11 protein-coding genes are annotated in these 18,104 nt (G+C 39.7%); 4 read left to right on the top strand and 7 right to left on the bottom strand.

What is annotated here, in order from left to right; all coding sequences use genetic code 11:
- Window positions 1-60 precede the first annotated feature (60 nt).
- Window positions 61-1,203: an MFS transporter gene (locus tag L1276_RS04435; protein WP_253785828.1), complete on the top strand. Its 1,143-nt coding sequence runs from the start codon at window positions 61-63 to the stop codon at window positions 1,201-1,203.
- Window positions 1,204-1,238: 35 nt separating this feature from the next.
- On the opposite strand, the gene L1276_RS04430 is transcribed toward L1276_RS04435, so the two are convergent.
- The 7 genes from L1276_RS04430 to L1276_RS04400 all read right to left on the bottom strand — a co-directional run bounded on the left by L1276_RS04430 (window position 1,239) and on the right by L1276_RS04400 (window position 14,837).
- Window positions 1,239-6,611 carry an N-6 DNA methylase gene (locus L1276_RS04430; RefSeq protein WP_253785827.1) on the bottom strand — a complete coding sequence of 1,791 codons (5,373 nt, stop codon included), beginning with the start codon at window positions 6,609-6,611 and terminating at the stop codon, window positions 1,239-1,241.
- Complete coding sequence (locus tag L1276_RS04425; protein WP_253785826.1) at window positions 6,598-7,035, bottom strand: DUF1896 domain-containing protein; 438 nt, start codon at window positions 7,033-7,035, stop codon at window positions 6,598-6,600. The genes L1276_RS04430 and L1276_RS04425 overlap by 14 nt, the downstream gene beginning before the upstream one ends.
- A gap of 231 nt (window positions 7,036-7,266) precedes the next feature.
- A complete protein-coding gene (locus tag L1276_RS04420; RefSeq protein WP_253785825.1) occupies window positions 7,267-9,357 on the bottom strand; it encodes a type IA DNA topoisomerase in 2,091 nt (696 codons plus the stop codon).
- Window positions 9,358-9,362: 5 nt separating this feature from the next.
- A complete protein-coding gene (locus tag L1276_RS04415; protein ID WP_253785824.1) occupies window positions 9,363-10,817 on the bottom strand; it encodes a DUF3945 domain-containing protein in 1,455 nt (484 codons plus the stop codon).
- 81 nt (window positions 10,818-10,898) lie between these two features.
- On the bottom strand, window positions 10,899-11,207 hold the full coding sequence (locus L1276_RS04410; protein ID WP_253785823.1) for a helix-turn-helix domain-containing protein: 309 nt from the start codon (window positions 11,205-11,207) through the stop codon (window positions 10,899-10,901).
- Between the two features lie 254 nt (window positions 11,208-11,461).
- Window positions 11,462-12,310 carry an RteC domain-containing protein gene (locus L1276_RS04405; protein WP_371924147.1) on the bottom strand — a complete coding sequence of 283 codons (849 nt, stop codon included), beginning with the start codon at window positions 12,308-12,310 and terminating at the stop codon, window positions 11,462-11,464.
- A 103-nt stretch (window positions 12,311-12,413) separates the two neighbouring features.
- The gene (locus L1276_RS04400) at window positions 12,414-14,837 is read right to left on the bottom strand and encodes a bifunctional aminotransferase class I/II-fold pyridoxal phosphate-dependent enzyme/GNAT family N-acetyltransferase (RefSeq protein WP_253785821.1); all 2,424 of its coding nucleotides are present in this window, start codon (window positions 14,835-14,837) and stop codon (window positions 12,414-12,416) included.
- Window positions 14,838-15,087: 250 nt separating this feature from the next.
- Here L1276_RS04400 and L1276_RS04395 point away from each other — a divergent pair, with 250 nt between their 5' ends.
- The 3 genes from L1276_RS04395 (at window position 15,088) to L1276_RS04385 (ending at window position 18,028) form a co-directional block, all read left to right on the top strand.
- Window positions 15,088-15,471 (top strand): hypothetical protein, encoded by a 384-nt coding sequence (locus tag L1276_RS04395; RefSeq protein WP_253785820.1) that lies wholly within the window; start codon window positions 15,088-15,090, stop codon window positions 15,469-15,471.
- Window positions 15,472-15,515: 44 nt separating this feature from the next.
- A complete protein-coding gene (locus L1276_RS04390) occupies window positions 15,516-16,460 on the top strand; it encodes a helix-turn-helix domain-containing protein (protein WP_253785819.1) in 945 nt (314 codons plus the stop codon).
- A gap of 80 nt (window positions 16,461-16,540) precedes the next feature.
- A complete protein-coding gene (locus tag L1276_RS04385) occupies window positions 16,541-18,028 on the top strand; it encodes a MauE/DoxX family redox-associated membrane protein (protein ID WP_253785818.1) in 1,488 nt (495 codons plus the stop codon).
- Window positions 18,029-18,104: the final 76 nt, after the last annotated feature.

Genomic DNA, 18,104 nt, shown 5'->3' with positions numbered 1-18,104 from the left:
ACGATGCAAATTTAATAGTTTAAAAATACTTTTGCGCTGTTTAATAATAATTTAAAGTAAATGAAAAAACACGCATACATTGGCTGTCTTGGTTTTTTGGCAGTCATTACAACAGAATTTGGTATTATCGGTATTTTACCCCAGATTGCAGAACATTACAATATCAGCATTGATAAGGCAGGATATTTATTAAGTGCGTTTGCTTTGGTTATAGCCCTTACAGGTCCTTTTATAACCTTGCTGGCATCCGGTTTTGACCGTAAGAAAGTAATGCTTACAGCGATCTTTATTTTTTTGATAACAGGCGTAGTTTCTTCCTTTTCACCGCCTTTTTGGCTGTTGATGCTGGTAAGGATATTACCCGCCTTCCTGCAGCCTGTTTATATTGCAACAGCTTTGTCAGTAGCCATTTCACATGCAGATAAAAAAAGGGAAAACGAACTGATGAGTATTGTCTTTAGCGGCGTTGCCATCGCAAGTGTTACGACAATTCCATTCGCTACCTGGCTGGCAAGTTTATGGTCTTGGGAGTATTCTTTTATGGTGCAGGCAATTGTCAGTATTGTGGCTTTAGCAGGGATTTATTTCGTGTTACCACAAATGCCTGTAAAGGAAAAAAAATCTCATGGGAGCCAATTGAAAATACTCACCCAGCCAACATTTATTATCAGTACGGCAATGAACTTTTTTATGATTACTGCCTGGTTTTCTACCTACAGCTATTTTGCAGAATACCTGAACAAAGCCAAAGCAATGGATACCACTATGGTCAGTTATATGCTTTTTTTATTCGGTGTTATTGGAGTATTGGCCAATTGGATTGCAGGTAAAATGCTCAATAAAAACATTGCCGGAACTACTACATTTTTTCTTTCCGGAACTATTTTGATACCAGTCCTGTTATATTTTTCAGATGGAAATACCACGTCAACTATTATAGTGATAGGAATTTGGGGATTTTTATTTTCGCCGAGCTTTTTAAATGCTTCAACTTATATGATCTCATCTGCCCCTGATAGTTTGGAATTTGCAAATAGTCTCGCTACTTCATTTGGCAATTTAGGAGTAACATTAGGAACAACTTTAGGAGGCTGGATAATCATCACAAAAGGAGTTGCATATACTCCCTATATAGGAATTGTTTTTGGTGTTTTGGCTTTCCTGATGATAGGATTGAGAAGTTTTCTAGAACGTAAAGCTTAAAAAAACAAAGGACACCTCTAAGTTGAGGGTTATTATCAATGGGGCTTCAAGCCTAAATGAGATTTTTCATTAAGCTGAACTCCATTGTTTTCAATTTTTTCTTTAGGTTCTTTATTTTCTGGAGTAATAGATAATTTTATCTTCCTCTCAACTGAAGCAAGTTCCGTTTTAAATTCACTCAAACGACTTTCCTTAGACCACATACCGTTTATCACTTCCTGAAGAACAGGAAGGTCTTTTTGTATTTCAGTAATTTTCTTTTTTTCCTGTTCGATATAATCTGGTAATTTCTCCAGCGCGTTAAGGAAGTTCATAGCTGCCAGCTTTTCATCTTTAGCTATTAAACCGTTGTTGTAGGTATATTTAATATTTCCCTCACCTTGTATCAAAAATCGGTTTATCCGTCTATCTACACCCTCTTTTTCGGACATTTCTGTTTTTACCAAAAGCGTAAATCCATACAACGTACCTATATCTTCATATTGACCTCCGGTACGGGCTTTCTCTGCAATCTCGTTTAGCTTTGCACCGATTTGTTTGCTATCAACATTAGACTGTAAACCATCCAACAGCAAAGGATTTTCGATAGTACCGTCCGAAGATTTTTGTCTGCGCTCTTGTAAATTATCCCAGTCAAGGCTCATTCGGTTAAAACGGGATTGGGCACTTTCAAGCAATTCCGTATAATCCTGCAGCTTGTATTTGGCACTGAACTTTGAACGGTTAAACGCCTGTTTTTCGCTTTCCAATCCGGCAATCTGTTTTTCCAGTTTGGCTTTATCCAAAAGATCGGTATTGCCCGAGAGAATAGCTACGTATTCCGAGAAGTTCATTCCCGATTTTTCATCCATACTGCCTTCGTCAATAGTTCGTTTGCCTAGATTGTTGTTTTTTAACTGGTCTATGAAAAGTTGCTTATTGTACAACAGGTTAAACTTGTAGCTATCCAATGATTTTTCCACTGCATAAATAATTACATCCACTTTATTATCGGCGAAGAATTTGGCAATTTCATTGCCCTTGCGCACAGCCCGTCCGTCGCGCTGTGCCAGATCACTTGGTCGCCACGGCGTATCCAAATGGTGAATGGCTACGGCTCTCTTTTGTGCATTTACACCTGTTCCGAGCATATTTGTAGAACCAAACAGCACACGTATTTTACCCTCGTTCATGTCCTTAATAAGCTCCTTACGCTGCTTATCGGTCTTGGCTTCCTGTATAAACCGGACTTCGTGTGCATTTATGCCTTGGTCTTCCACGAGCTTGCGTTTGATTTCGGAATACACGTTCCATTCGCTGGGCTTGTAGGTACCCAGATCCGAGAAAACGAACTGCGTTCCTTTCTGTGCGTTGTATTGGTTGTAATATTTCGCAATATTAGCAGCACAATGCGAAGCCTTGTTATCAGGGTGGTCTTCATACCTACCGCTTACCATACGCATATCGAGTGACATCTTACGGGCGTAGTCCGTAGCGATGAGCATCTTTGCTTTTTCTTCACTTTGACTTAGCGGAGGTCTGCCCAATAGTTCGGCATTTCCTGTTTTGGCAAAGTCCATCAGCTTTTTGATAAAATCTTCCTGGTCGGGAGTAGGAGGTATATTATACAATATCTCGTTCTTATTGGGTCGGTCAATACCTATATCTTTTGCAGTTCGGTAATCCGTAATTTCTGAATAGAATTGGGCAAGCTCCGGTACTTTGATAAAGTATCGGAAGCGCTCTTTTGCCACGATATTGTTAGCTACCGAAAATTCATAGTCGATTGTTTTTCTTGCATAAATTGCTGCCCAGGCATCAAAAGAGTGAATGCCTTGTTTTTCCATTGCTCGTGGTCGCAGGTATTTGAACAGCAAGTACAGCTCAGTTAATGAATTACTAATAGTTGTACCCGAAAGAAAAGTTGCCCCCATATCGGCATCGATGCGTTCCTGAATAGTACGGATTGCAAACAAAAGGTTCATTGCTTTTTGGCTTCCGTCCACATTGCCCAATCCGGCAACCCTTGTATGTCTTGTATTGAACATCAGGTTTTTAAATTGATGGCTTTCATCCACGAACAAATGGTCAATGCCCATCATCTTAAAGTCCACAACATCATCCTTGCGGTTTTCAATATCGTGCTGCAGGGTTTTGAGCTTGACTTCGAGATTTTCCTTGCGCTTGATTACTCCGGCAAGCATACCTCTGGTCACTTCCTTGCCCTGCGATTGCAAAGCATCGAGGTTACGCTCTACGCTGTCCAATTCTATTTCGAGTATTTCCTTTTGTATTTCGGGAGATTGCGGTATCATCCCGAACTGGTCGTGTGTGAGGATTACACAATCCCAATTGTTATTTTTAATATCCCCGAAAATTCCCAATCGCTTTTGGGGTGTAAAATCTTCTTTACCCGGAAATAGGATTTTAGCATGTGGATAGGCAGTGCGGTAAGCTTCGGCAATTTCGTGAACGTTGCTTTTTAGTCCGATAATCATAGGCTTGTTGGCTAGCCCCAAACGCTTCATTTCCTGTGCAGCCGTACAAATTACGAGCGTCTTTCCTGCGCCTACTTCGTGGTCGCAGATCGCACCGTTGTTCAGCTTTATCATCCAAACGGTGTCCTTTTGGCTCGAATACAGGTCTTCAATTCCCAATGCTTTGCGGTCCAGTCCCGGAAAATCCTGATGGCTTCCGTCATAGTTTGGTCGGACGAAACAGTTAAAAGTGTCGTTGTATTGGCCCGTCAGCCTGTTTTTAAACTCATCGTTTTGGGCGTGAAGCCAGTCGGTAAAGGCAATGCGGATTTCATCGATCTTGGTGTTAGCCATTTGTATGGCTTCCATATCCCGTACCTTGACCTCCTGGTCGCCAACCAGTATTTTTTTGGTAATGTCTGGTGTGGTATTGACAAGGGCGTGTTTGAGAAGGGCAATACCATCAAACGTGCGACTTTCTGCTTTGACAGCATATTTTTCCCATATATGCATATTCTTCTGGTCGCACTTTACCGAAAAGTCATCCGAGCTTTCCGAGTAATTGATATGTACATCTGCATCGAAAAGATGTGAAGCAAAACGGGCATAAAGGCCGGTGGGTATCCAGCGTTCACCTAAATTAAAATCAAGTTCCTCAAATTCGATACGTCTTGGTCGCGCTTCTTCCAAAACGGTAAGGCTTGCTTTGGCCTGGCTGTCTTCAGGGTTGTTTTCGAGGTAGGCTTTGACTTCTTGGGCTTTCTCAACTACATTTCCTGCAATCCAGCGTTCGGATATTTCATATTCTTTTTGCAGAGGATTGTAGTAAATACGACCGTGTAATGCTTTTTTCAAATCATCGTCCGTCATACTGCTGATTTCGGTCATATAGTCCAAATCCACCTTTCCGTATTTGTTCAGCGAAGCCGCCAGCGCTTCTTCAGGATTGTCCGTTGCAATGGTTGTGGTTGAAAAACTTACAGGATGGGTGAATATATCGGATTTGTGTACCACACCGCCAACGACACGTTCCAAATAAGGGATTTCCTTGCCGGCGCTATCCGTTTTAATGAGCTTGATATTATCAGCACTATTAAGGCTACCATACCTTTTGACAAAGGCAGCGTATAATCGGTTAAGATTTTCCCTCTCTTCTTTTTGTTCAGTCTGAAATGTTGCCTCTTTATTGTAGAGCTGTTGGTAAACATCACGTATATTGATGTACGCTTCCGCTCTGGCTTTCTGTAAGGTCGGCAACTGCAAAGGATGGAAAACTGCTGTAGCGCCTGATGCATCTACATCTTGCAGGTGACCGACCCAGCCATTATCTACAGCAAGGCAGTCGTTGCGATGGAACGATTGCATTTCGCCACTATACCGAGCAGGTTGGGGAATAACTGGCGTAACAGCATGACTATTCCCTGTGGCAGTCGAAAACAGGTCGTCGATAGCTTCCTGTTTTTTATCTTCGGCTGAGGTATTTGCACTTTTAAGTGCCGGTGTATAGGGTTCCTGCATCGAAGTGAACAGGTCGGTTTGCCGACCTATCGCACGGCTATTCTTTTTAGTGGTTTGTCTTTTAGCTTTGGGCGTTCCTTTGGGGGGATCAGTCAAAATCGCAGGTTCGCCCATATTTTCAAACAGGTCAAAAATGCTTAACTGTTTTAATTCCTGCGGACTTTCCCGATTGGTTTCAGGAGTTGGAACCGAGAGAGGTTTTTGTTGAATGTTCACAGGTTCGACAATCGCAGGTGCAACGGTTATTTCCGTAGGTATTTTTCTTGTAGGTTCTTCGCTGCGTTCGCCTTTATACAAACCTAAATTCAGGTAATTCCCAAAATCATCTGAAAGCATTTTTTTCAAGTCTTTGGCAATTCCCTCAAGGCCGTCTTTATGCGTATAGATTAGTGCAGGCTGTCCATAGGCGTCGGTATCTAACTTACGCTGGGTATGTACAATCCTTGTACTGTCTTGAAAGAATGCATTGCCCGGTGTGTTGTACTCCGTTCTATTGCTTTGGCAAAACAAATCTTCCCTTTCAGTCAAACTTTGTTTTGCATTGTTCTTTTGAAGGATAATCAAATCGCTTCCAACTGCTGTTCCGGCGTATTCCGTAAACAGGTTGTTGGGCAAGCGAACAGCTGAAACCAGATTATTATCCTGCATGAGCGCCCTTCGTATCGGCTCATTGTTCGGGCTGTTGAGAATGCCCTGCGAAGTAATGTAAACAAGCAGACCACCCTCACGTAACATATCAGCACCTTTCAGGAAAAAGTAGTTGTGAATGCTTCGGGCCGCCTGTACCTTTGCACTGTCCTTGCTTCGGGAATAGGAAAGGTCGAAAACGGAAGTATCGCCAAAAGGAATGTTACTAGCAATTAGATCATAGCTGTTTTGTTCCTTTTCGGGAATTTCCTCAAAACTGGAAATACGAATATTACTGTCGGGATAGAGCTGTTTTAAAATCTTTCCCGTGAGCAGATCTTTTTCATAAGCAGTAACATCTGATTTTTGGTTTTCTGAAAAGGATTGTATAAATGAGCCAATGCCTGCAGAAGGGTCGAGGAATTTCTCTATATTCAGACCGCTTTCGCGCAAGGTTGAGGAAATGGCATCTATAACTTGTGGCGGTGTATAAAAAGCCGTCAGGACGGAGTTTTTCATACTATCCACATACCTGCGGTATTGCTTTTCGTCTTCTGAATTTTCTTTGAGCAGTTGGTGGAGTTCGCAGGTGCTTGGAAAAAGGTCATTTTCGGATTTTTTCCAATTATTGATATCAATTTCATTGGCTATGGGGTTCAACACGAATTTAAGACCGCCAAATCCGCTGTATTGCATCAGTAGCAGTCTTTCGCCTGCGGTGGCTTGTCTTTTCTCCTTTTCCAGTTTAAAAGCTATTCGCAGGGCATCAATATTCTGTTGGAGATGCTGCTTTTTACTGAAGCCCATTTTCCTGTATCCATATTGAGATGGTTCCCGTTATTTCGGTATAGAGTAGGTCAAACTCATAACTGTATGCAAAGTCATCGGTTAGCTCATAGCTGGAGAAAACAGCCTCGCAGACAGGAAACATTTTAAGGGCAAATGGTCGCAGTTCCTCGTCAGACATTATGGTATCAAACTCATTGCATACCACCTGAAAGACAGTGTCAAACCTGGAGAAATACAGGTTTTTAAATAGGATATAATTCGCTATTTCCCTGCATTGATCAATGGTGTTTCCCGAATTAAATGCGGCCTGGTAAGCATTGGCTGCCCATGAGGAACGCTGCTCAATAAACTTTTGGTCGCTTGCTTTTTCGGGGAAGCTGGCGTTTAATAATTCCTGCAGTCTTAATCTGAAATACGATAGGTCTTTTTGCTTTGTGTCCATACTATAATTTTATTTAGAATTGGCATGAACCCTAAAATTATAGCAGTAGATAAGCGCCTTTGCTGAAGTTGAGTGCTTTGGCTTTGTGTGGCAGGCTTTGACGTGATGGACAATAAAAAAACCTCTGAAAATAGAGGTTTTAAGGACTGTTTAAAATTATGGCTTTCTTTAACCTAGTGGTATAAATCTGGTCCATGATTTCTATTGTGCTACTGGTAGGCTTACTTTCCATTACTTTTTATAGTCTTTATTTTTGGCAAACTCAAAGGAAGTTTCGGCATTATTGTTCAGTACGATGTACGCATCGAACTTCTTTCCTGCCTTGCTTTTCATCCCTTTGATGAGTGAAGTCTTACCCTTGCTGATAAGGCTTTCAATAGCATCTATGCCAATTTGCACACCGCAGACATTGCGGAATTGTACCCAGTTACAATCTTCATCAGTACACTTCACAATTTTGTCACGTATATTAAGTTGTTGGCATTTACATTTCGGGCAAATGATTTTTGGCAGGTTGTTTTTGGCATTGGAAGTTTGCAACAATTCATTGGTAATAGATGAAGCGTAATTTTCCATTTCCTTTTGAAATGTTCCGGCATCTGATTCGTTGTTTTCGATTTTCTGAAATGCGAGTTCCCACTGGGCGGTCATTGCCACATCTGCTATTTTTTGGTCTTTGACCAATTCATATACCTGTAATCCCTTTTCTGTTGGTATCAAGGATTTCTTTTCCCTTTGGATATAGTTGCGTGTAAATAATGTTTCGATAATTGCTGCCCTTGTAGCGGGAGTGCCAATACCTATATTTTGCAGGGCTTTCCGTTCGTCTTCATTTTCGATTTCCTTTCCGGCACTTTCCATAGCCGACAAAAGTCCTGCTTCGGTATAAAGCACAGGCGGTTTGGTTTTCTTTTCCACAACGGAAGCTCCTTTTATTTTGAGATCGTCCCCTTTTTTCAGCTGGGGCAAATCTTGTACTGGTTCTGTATCATCATCATCATCATAGAAACTGCCTTTAATGGAACGCCAGCCTGCTTCTATAATCTTACAGCCTTTTGCGGTAAAATCATAATGCAATACCTGTATACCGACATCGGTTATCTCCTTGATACAGGCCTCGGAAATGGCTTCGAGTAATCGAAAGGCAATCATATCATAAACCGCATTTTCCTTCGCATTCAGCGCTGAAGGGATTTTATCAGTAATTAATAATCCATGATGGTCAGTAACACGCAAATCGTTCACGATACGTTTATTGAAACGACCCCATTTCACTTGAGATATGGCTTGTTTAATGTTTTTCTTGCTTTGTAAAGCTCTTACCAGGCTGGGAATTTCTGCCCATATATCTTCAGGAATGTATTTGCTTCCCGTACGAGGGTATGTGATAAACTTTTGTTCGTAAAGGCTTTGAGAAATGTTGAGTGTTTCTTCGGCAGAAAGATTCAATTTTTTGTTGGCTTCTTTCTGCAAGCCAGTAAGGTCGAACAATAAAGGCGGCTGCTCTGTAACGCTTTTGATTTCTGCCGATGTAACTATTGCCGTTTCACTTCGCTGAATGGTTTTCAGCGCATCACCGGCAAGTTTTCGGTCTTGCCATTTGATTTTTGTGATACTTTTAAAATCTATCAGCTCTTTGTTATGTGACAACTGTATCTGCCAAAAATTCTTTACCGGGAAACTCCTGTTTTCCAAATAACGTTTGCAAATTAAAGCGAGTGCAGGTGTCTGCACTCTTCCGAGTGAATAAACTCCATTGCCTGCTGCAATGGAGAGTGCCTGTGTCGCGTTGATGCCCACGAGCCAGTCGGCGCGGCTCCTGACTTGCGCTGCCTGATATAATCCGTCAAATTTTTTTCCATCTTTGAGATTATCAAAACCTTGTTTAATGGCTTTTTCGGTAAGCGAGCTTATCCAAAGCCTTTCAAAGGGTTTGCTGCATTTCAGGTATCCGTAAATGTACCTGAAAATGAGTTCGCCCTCACGTCCTGCATCGGTGGCTACGATAATGCTATTGCTGCTGTTAAAGAGGTGTTCAATGATTTTCAGTTGTTTTAAAGCACCTGTATCGGCAGTATAGCCTTTATCTTTTTTGACCTTTCGAACAGTCAGCAAAAAAGGGTCTGGGAGTATCGGCAATGATGCTTTGTCAAATCCAGTGATCCCGTAATCTTCGGGCATTCCCAATCCTATTAGATGGCCCAGTGCCCAGGTGACGAAATAGCCGTTACCTTTGAGGTAGCCTTCCTTTTTCTCGGATGCTCCGAGCAAGCCGGCTATTTCTCTTGCTACGCTTGGTTTTTCTGCAATTATTGTTTTCATACCTCTTACATTTTACGTCCTTTCGATTTGGCAGGTGCGTCGGGTGCTTCCTGTTGTTCCTGTTGCTTTCTATTGTTGGGATTTGTTTGACCAGATTCCAAAGGCTCTTTGATATTCTTGGTTGCCTCATTGGTTTTGCCTTCTGAATTGACAGAGGTCTGCGTTTTATGTGCTTCAGTAGGTTTGGCCTGTTCCTTAATCTTGTCCGGATTTTGAAAAGAGAAATCGGTTTTACTGGTTTGATTGTTGAAAGTGATATAACCATTATATTCCTTTCCGTTCTTATCGACCAATCCGCTTACATAAACAGTCTGCCCATCTTTGAACTTTTGATGCTGCTCTTTATCCAGTTCCTTGCCTCTGAAGATTTTCGGAACTTCTTGCGATTGGTTTTGCTGATTTTCCTGCGTCTGTTTGTTGGAGCCCGTCCTGTCGAACTGGAACTCTACAAAACGTTTGTCGGCATTGAATTGTACGGTTGCATCGAACGGAGTTCCTTTTTTGGAAATCATTCCTTCTACATAAAGTGGCTTGCCCTCCATTAAGGTTTGCTTCTGCTCATCATTAAGTTTCACACCTTTGAGCTCGTCAGGAATTTTTATAAACTCAGTACGGAATGCCACCAGTTCATTGGTAAGCCTGTCCACACTAATAATGGAGGGAATGTTCTCGTTTGGATTTTTTGAATTGACTAGATTTACCACACGCCCCATATTACCTGTTTCGAGCAGGTTGTTCTTGTCTGCCTGGCTAAAGCTATGCCCGAAAAACTCAAAGTTGAGGTTAGGCTCTTTGCGGATTCCGTGGATGGCAACTACTACCTGTCCGTCGTCATTCGATTGCAGGGATAATCGGGCATCCATTCTTGTAACGGCGGTTCCCAGGTTTAGGCTTACAGGTACAAGCTCATTTGTTTTGTAACCTTTTAGTAGCGGATCAAGCAGGTTCAATTTTTCAAGTTTCTCTTTACTTAATCCCAAGTTGTTCATAGTTTCCCAATCAATCTGTTCCGGTTTGTATTTATATTCATTTGTCTCCGGTGTTGTCTGCGTTGTTTCCATATTATTTGTGTTTTCTTGTTTATGATTCTTTTCTTGTTCTGTCTTCACTTCGTGCTGCTTCATTAACTTGTCACCTCCAGGGGTTGGGTGATCAACCTGCTTTTGCATTTCTTTTGCAAGATTAACAGTCAATGGTGCGGGGATTTTGAAGAAGGAAAAATTGGTAGGGTTCTTCATCTGACTGAAAAAATTGGAAAAGAAGTTGGAAAATAAATCCCCTTGTTTATCCACCCGCATGAACTGGTTCTGGTTTTTTTTTGTAGGTTCAACAGTTTCCAGTTTTCCATTTTCGTCAATGCCTTTTACAGCCATAATTTTCATTTTCTCTTTATCCAGCACCAATAATATCTCCGATAGTTGTTCGGGGGACTGCGTTTTTTCTAAAATTTGTTCGCTCATAGTTTAAAATTTTTAAATTCAATCCGAAAGTAAAAGTGCCTTCACTATGAAGAAATAACTGGCATTTTTTGTCATCGTTTTTCACTGGCTGGCACATGTTTTGGGCATTCGGGCGGTAAAACTTTCTCTTATGAATTGGTGTACATCTGATAGCTTATAATATATTTTGCCGCTGATTGTATAATAAGGAAGCTTGCCCGATGACCGGTAACGCTGCAGGGACCTTGAGCTTATCTTCAGCATTTGTAATATATCCTGATTATCTAAAAGTTCCTCTCCATCAACAGTTCCACGTTTTTTTTCAAGTTCATTGATATGATCAGTCATAAGATCGAAACGTTCTATTATTCGTTCCATCCATGAAATAAATTCGATTCTGTCTATGTTCATGATCTAATTGTTTTGCATTAGTAATAATTATTACTGCTTTAGGCAGAATAGTAATGCAAAGTTGAAAAACGTGGGAATATTTGACTGCCAATGTGTACCAATGTAAAATTCCGATTTATGATAATCTTAACACTTTGAAAGGGAGTTAAATAGACTGATTTTATTGTGCTTACAGCTAATGTTTTTAGAATTTAGCTAATTTGGCACTTAACTGCCAAGTTTATTATATTGGTAATAAGATGCAATTTTACAACTTAGATTTCCTTTTCCATGTGATGTGTAAGGGACGATTTAAGCTGGTCAAGAAAAATACTTTTGCTGTCAGTCCTGTCCTTCATCCTGTGGAAGGCATGATGTACATCACCGAGCTGTATCCTGAAAAGCAGCTGGAAAACAGTGCTTATTTTTCGGATTCCTGCCTTTCCATGTGAAATGCTGCCTGAAGCATGCAGTGCATAAATTAGTTCTATCAGAGCGTTTTTAGAATCTGTCCAGAAAAAATCTCTGGAACTTCCATTTCCTTCTGAAAATAGGTTGGTTTCCTGCTTATTTGGTTCGATTTTGGCAAGCAGGTAGCTGTAAAGCAGCTCATTGGCAATTATGCGCGAAACTTTGTAATCGTAGTAGGTAGAAAATTGAGTGTCTATTTCAAAAACAAAACTATTAACTCCTTCATGAAGGTCAATTTTACCAAGACAGAAAAAATGATGATCCCATTCCGTTCTTCCTGTACGATAGTAGCGATAGAAGTCAGTATTATAAAAGTGTTCTTTATATTCCTGTTTAAGAGCATTAAGTTCATTAGAGAAATATTTATGATGCATCTTGCCGCTTAAAACTGGACAAGATGCCTCAATTCGGAAAACTTTGTTGTAGAATATGAGTTTCCCCAGTATTTGGGGCTTTACGGTTTTAAAAAAATTGATCTCCTCATTTTCATCAGAGAATCCTTTTTCTAAAACATTTTTTTTAACCGTAGAAAGCAGGTTTCGAAGTACGGTAGTCATGTGGTATGATTTTTCAATTATATGTTCAGGTTCTAAGCTGAATTCCTGTTCTGCTTTTCGAATAACCTGAAGTGCGTTCTCACATGTAGATCTTATCATGGCAACAGAATTTAGATTTATTTGAACAAGGAAAAGCATGGGCATTGCGGCCCAGATACACTATGACGTTACTTTTCGTTGGAAATTAAAATGTATTATATCAGCGTGCGGTATTGGTTTCATTCTGCAGTGTCTGCATTAGTTCCATAGCGTAGTTATCCCGGGCTTGTACGTAAGCGATCTTCGGTATTATAGAAGCTCCCAATTTTTTCTTCTCAAAACTTGCCGATATACCGAAATCTATTCGTTCAATTTGAAGCTCTCTTGCTCTTTTGATAGTTTGGTACAAAAGCTGTCTGTATAGATTAAAGCCGTCGCCGGCAATATAATCCATGCCGATAAGTTCCGGCACATATACTTTATCTGAGTTTTTGTAGCAGAACATTATCCCGATGAAATCCCGTTCTGATGCATCTTTTAGCCTCAGAATTATGAACTCCCAGTTTGGACAGCTGTTCATGTTTGCAAATACATCCTTACTGTAAGTAAAAGTATTAACGGCAAGGTTGCGCTCCTTTACATTGCAGTATAAACTGTACGCCCTGTTTAGTTCTGCCTCGTTCAGGCAATCTTTTATTTGGACATCATAGAATTTTTCATACTTCAGTATCTCTCTATTGAAATGCTGGCTGGAACGGGTCGATAGCAAGGAGCCATAATTCTCGAATTCAAGCAGATGATTATGTGCAATAGCGCATGATTCCGGCATATCAATCCTGAAATAGCCTTGGTTTCTGATCATTTCATCCCATCGGAATCCGGACTCAAAATCACGCAGAACCAGCATATCGGCCGATAGTGTATTGTATGATTCCTCCAGCTTGTTCAACAGTATTTTCATTGATTGCTCTGACATAGGATGATCCTGGTCAATATAGCAGTGCAGTCCCTCAGTGAACAGTGAGCCAGTACTTAGAACTTTCGAAGTCATATACATGGGGTCTGTTTTTCGAGTTTCTTCAAGGTGCCTTGATACTGATTCTGTAGCCAGCATATCATCTTTCCATATCCCGAATGTACAGAAAGTCATTAAAACCACCTGCATGTTCTGGTCACGGATGATATAATAGAAGAAATCCCACTTATTGCCTGGATCCTGAGCGTTTGCGAAAGTCTGCTCAAGATACTGCATTCCTTCCCAATTCAGGATATTGTGAGTGCCCAGATACTTGTTCCATTCCTGCTTGTCGATTTTCGCTATTGTTGTTGTCTCTTCAATCTTCAATTCTGTTTGCTGTTTTTGAGCAGGCAGCTTCATTTTGATGTACATTGTAAAAGCCTGCCGTATCTTTTCCTCACTGCTTCCAGTTTCTTCTACTGCTTTGTGGAAGTGGTGATCCATTGCACGGGCAAGATCTGTTATATCTTCGATTTTATTATGTGCAGATATCGTGATACGAATTCCAGTATTTTTTATGGGCACAGCGGGATATATGCCAAGATTGAGGTAAAAGCCCTCTGAAAAGAGGCGCTTGGTAAAATTATATGCGGTTGCTGGTGTGCCCATTCCAAGAAAGAAAACTGGAGAATCGTTTTCAGAGACTAGAGGCAGGCTGCTTTTTGAAAGAATAGTGCTGAAATGTGCCGTTTTTTTGTTAAGTTCAGTCTGGTGCTCATAGATTTCCGCAGAGAGATGGATGTCGCAGGATGCGATTGCAGCAGCAACTGATGCCGGTTCTAGCTGAGCTGAGAATGTCAGAGGACCGCCAAAAGTTTTAATCTTTTCACGTAATTTACGATCACTGCAGAAAAATGTAGCACCGCTGGCACCAAATGTTTTGCTAAGTGTGCTGACAACCACAATATTTTCTTCCAACGTTCCAATAGCATCAAAGATGAAACCAGTACCATTTTTTCCTTTCCAGCTCATTCCATGGACATCATCAAAATAGAGGTGAAGCTGCGGATACTTTCGGGCAAGGTTCAACAGTTCCTGTACTGGTGCATAATCGCCGTACATAGAATAAACACCATCTGCCATGTACCAGATTTTGCCAGATTTGCCCATCAGCGTGCGAATTTTGTCTTCAAGCATTTCGAGGTTGTTATGGCGTATCATCTCCACTGGTATCCCCCTAAGTTTAAGAATCTGACTGGCATTCTGTACACTCCAATGCGCTTGATGGTCCATAATTACCGCATCTTCATCTCTTATCAAGGTGGGGATAATTGCGATATGTCCAAGTGTACTGTTCTTAGTGATGATTGGCGGTATACTGTACATCTGCTCAATCTTGCTTTCGAGTTCAGCATATAAAGGATGCGAGAGATATGTTTTAGAAAGTGGGAACTGCGTCCCATAATTACGTATGGCATTTATTGCGGCCTCTTTCAGCCTTTTGTCCTGTTCCAGTCCAAGATATCCTGTAGTTCCGAAATGGAGCATTTCGCTTCCGTTAATTTTTATGGTTCGGCCATTGAGATATTCATCTTCTGCGTATAGGTGCAGTATGCCTTTTTCTTTTGCATTTGAAAAAACAGTATCAACTGTATCAATAAAATTGTTGTGCTTTATTTTTGCCATTTTATATAAGAATTTAAGGGTTATGCGTTTTTTATACCTAACTGTCTTAAAACAGTTGTCTAAAATTCTTTATAAAAAATGGAAATATTTTTATTTTATAATATTTTACTCCCATTATGACAAGTTTAATTCCCGATTTAGCAACGAATTTGATGTTTTTGCAAGAAATAATCCATATTTGGCAATTATAATGTTTCTTAATCTTTATATTTTTGTTAAATTACAATCCCTTATTTAAAACTGATAAGACATGAATGCAGCACATGAATCTTATGAGAATCAAAACGCGAGGTTTTGGATTGAAAACGGAATTCTTTTTTTCCAATACAAGCCCAATACGACTATTGATTTAGAAGTAGCAATGCGTGTCGTAGCTGACAGAATTGCATTGCAGAATGAAAGACCTCTTCCTGTATTTTGTGATATAAGAGGCATAGCCTCAATTGACAAGGCAGCCAGAGACTATCTCGCCAAATCCGGTTCACTGCTTGCAAAAGCAGTCGCTCTGATCGGCAGTGAAAATGTTTCTATCACTATGAGCACTTTTTATGTGGAAATAAGCAAGCCCTCTGTGCCTACAAGAATTTTTACTATTGAGCAGGAAGCATTAGATTATCTTAAAAGCTTTCTTTAATAATAAAGCAGGCAGAAAAAACTAGACATATAAAATCAGGACTGATGAAAAGACCCCACAACCGCAAGCGATTGATATCCATGCAGAAGATGTTATTTGAGATGGCACGGGGCAATTTCAATAACCAAATCCCCTTGAGCACCTATGATGATGAAATTGAAACCCTGGTAGTTCTGGTTAACATGGTCGCTGAAGAACTTAAAGAGTCTGCCTTTCATTCCGGTTTTGTAAATCCCTATATTACCCACAGGATGGTAACACCTGCAACTTTTATTTTAGATAAAAACCATTATATAAAGAATGTAAATCAGGGTGCCTTGGAAATTTTGGGATATAATGCAGCAGACGTGCTCAGACGTCCGATACAGGATTTCTTAAACGATGATTTCAGCAGTATGTCTGAACTTGAGATAAAAGGTCAGGAAGAAATCCTTTTATCAGGTGATATCATTACACTTAATTTTATAACATTCAAAAAGCTAATTGTAACTGCCGAGTGTTCCGTATCGAGATTGTCGGATGGTAAATTTACCGTTCTTAATTTTGTGGCTCCCTTTCTTCAGGTTAAGGAACCTGCTTTGGAATCTTTACATTTAAAATCAGACAAGTATTCTAATTTCGGACAAACTGATGCGCGCCTGCTGCAGCGGGTTTATGATTATATATTAGCAAATCTGACCGAACCATTACCATCGATTAAGGAACTGGCAAGACAGTTCGGTACAAATGATTTTAAACTTAAAGACGGATTCAGGCATTTTTTCCATACAAGTGTCCACAAGTTTTATACCGAGCAGCGCCTCAAAAGGGCTTATCTTATGATAGGGCAGACCGATATTCCCCTAAAGAATATTGCCTTTATGAACGGTTTTAACAGCTATCCTAATTTTTCTAAATCATTCAAGAAGCAGTTTGGATTTTCTCCTAAAGAACTCGGTAGAGGCAAAGCCGGTAGTTTTTTTCCATTGGATCACTTTAATCCTTCATAGTTAATTTTTGCTCCCGATAGTATAAGTGTTATGGTTTTGAAATTCAGAATTTTACATTGTTGAATTCAAAAGGACTATTTATGAAACTTAATATTAATACGGGATTTAAAAAATATACAGTAGAAGTTATCTGTATCCTTTATATACTTCTTTTTGTATATGCGGCTGTTAGCAAGCTGTTGGATTTTGAGAATTTTCATGTTCAGCTCGGGCAGTCACCTTTAATAAGTTCATTTGCAGCTTATCTGGAATTTCTTGTACCTGTGGCAGAAATAGTTATAGCTGTACTTTTAGCAGTGCCTAAATTCAGAAAAGTAGGTTTATATGCGGGGTTCGGACTAATGGTTATATTCTCAATTTATATTTATTTAATCTTAAATTACAGTTCCTATATCCCTTGTTCCTGTGGAGGAATTTTGGAAAAAATGAACTGGGACCAGCATTTTTATTTCAATATTTTTTTCTCCGTTCTTGCCTTCATTGCATTAAATTGTTTGGAAACAGATGCATTACGTCTCTATAAAAGAATTACAGTCTCTATTGTTTCTTGTATTATTCTAATGGTTGGACTTTATATACGATCAGATGAATTAGCACATAAACAGAATAATTTTACCCGAATATTTCCACCATTTCCTGCTACGCGTGAAGCGGCTCAAAATCTAAAAGCTAATACTTATTATTTTGCAGGCCAGAACGGAGATAAAGTCTATCTAGGAAACCATACGGCGCCTGCAGTTATAACTGAAGTTCGTACAGATTTTGGTGAAATGCGGACTTATCATTTTCAAATTACAGATACTCTTTTTAGATTTCTGAACATAAAGCTAAAAGTGATACCTCCATATTTTTTTGTATATGATGGTAAAGTTCCGTGTATTTTTAGAGGAAGACTCGATAAGTTAAAAGCTGAATTGCAGACAGCAAGGATACCCGGATTTACAAAAGCTTCCATTATAGATTCTACCACATTTATAATTCGGAATCTGAACAATAAAAGGGAAAATTTACTTTCGCTATTGGATATATCGAGTTCTAAGTTACAGCCTTCCTATGAACTCCTCCAAAAACAGTCTGATGGTCTCTTTGATACAGATGGTATTTTGCAGTACAGTAAAGAGACAGAGAAATTTGTATATCTATATTATTATAGAAACGAATATATAGTGACTGATGACAAACTTAAACTATTGCACAGAGGTAACACAATTGACACCATTAGTAAAGCTTCACTGAAAATTGAATATATAAAATCTAAAAACCAACGTACATTTTCAAACCCTCCATTATTGGTTAACCGCTTTAGCACGCTTCATCGTAATTTACTATTTGTCAATTCTATGCTACCAGGGCGATTTGAGGGAAAAAAAATGTGGCAAAATGCCAATGTAATTGATGTTTATGATGTACTCAATAAATCTTATTTAATGAGTTTTTATATCTACAAGGTGGATGGAGAAAAAATAGATGATATGATAGCCACAGATTCACATATCTATATTATTACAGGAAGCAGAATGGTTTCATACAAGTTCAGTGATCCGCTTAAAAATAAGATCAAATTTTAAAATGTTATATGTCGGGCCGGCAACAGGGGTGAGATCGAAAACCTGTAGAATAGAGTAGATCAATTTTATTTCATAT

Source organism: Flavobacterium sp. HSC-32F16, from assembly GCF_024171645.1.
In the GTDB taxonomy this organism is placed as follows: Bacteria; Bacteroidota; Bacteroidia; order Flavobacteriales; family Flavobacteriaceae; genus Flavobacterium.
This window is presented reverse-complemented; position numbering and strand designations above follow the sequence as displayed.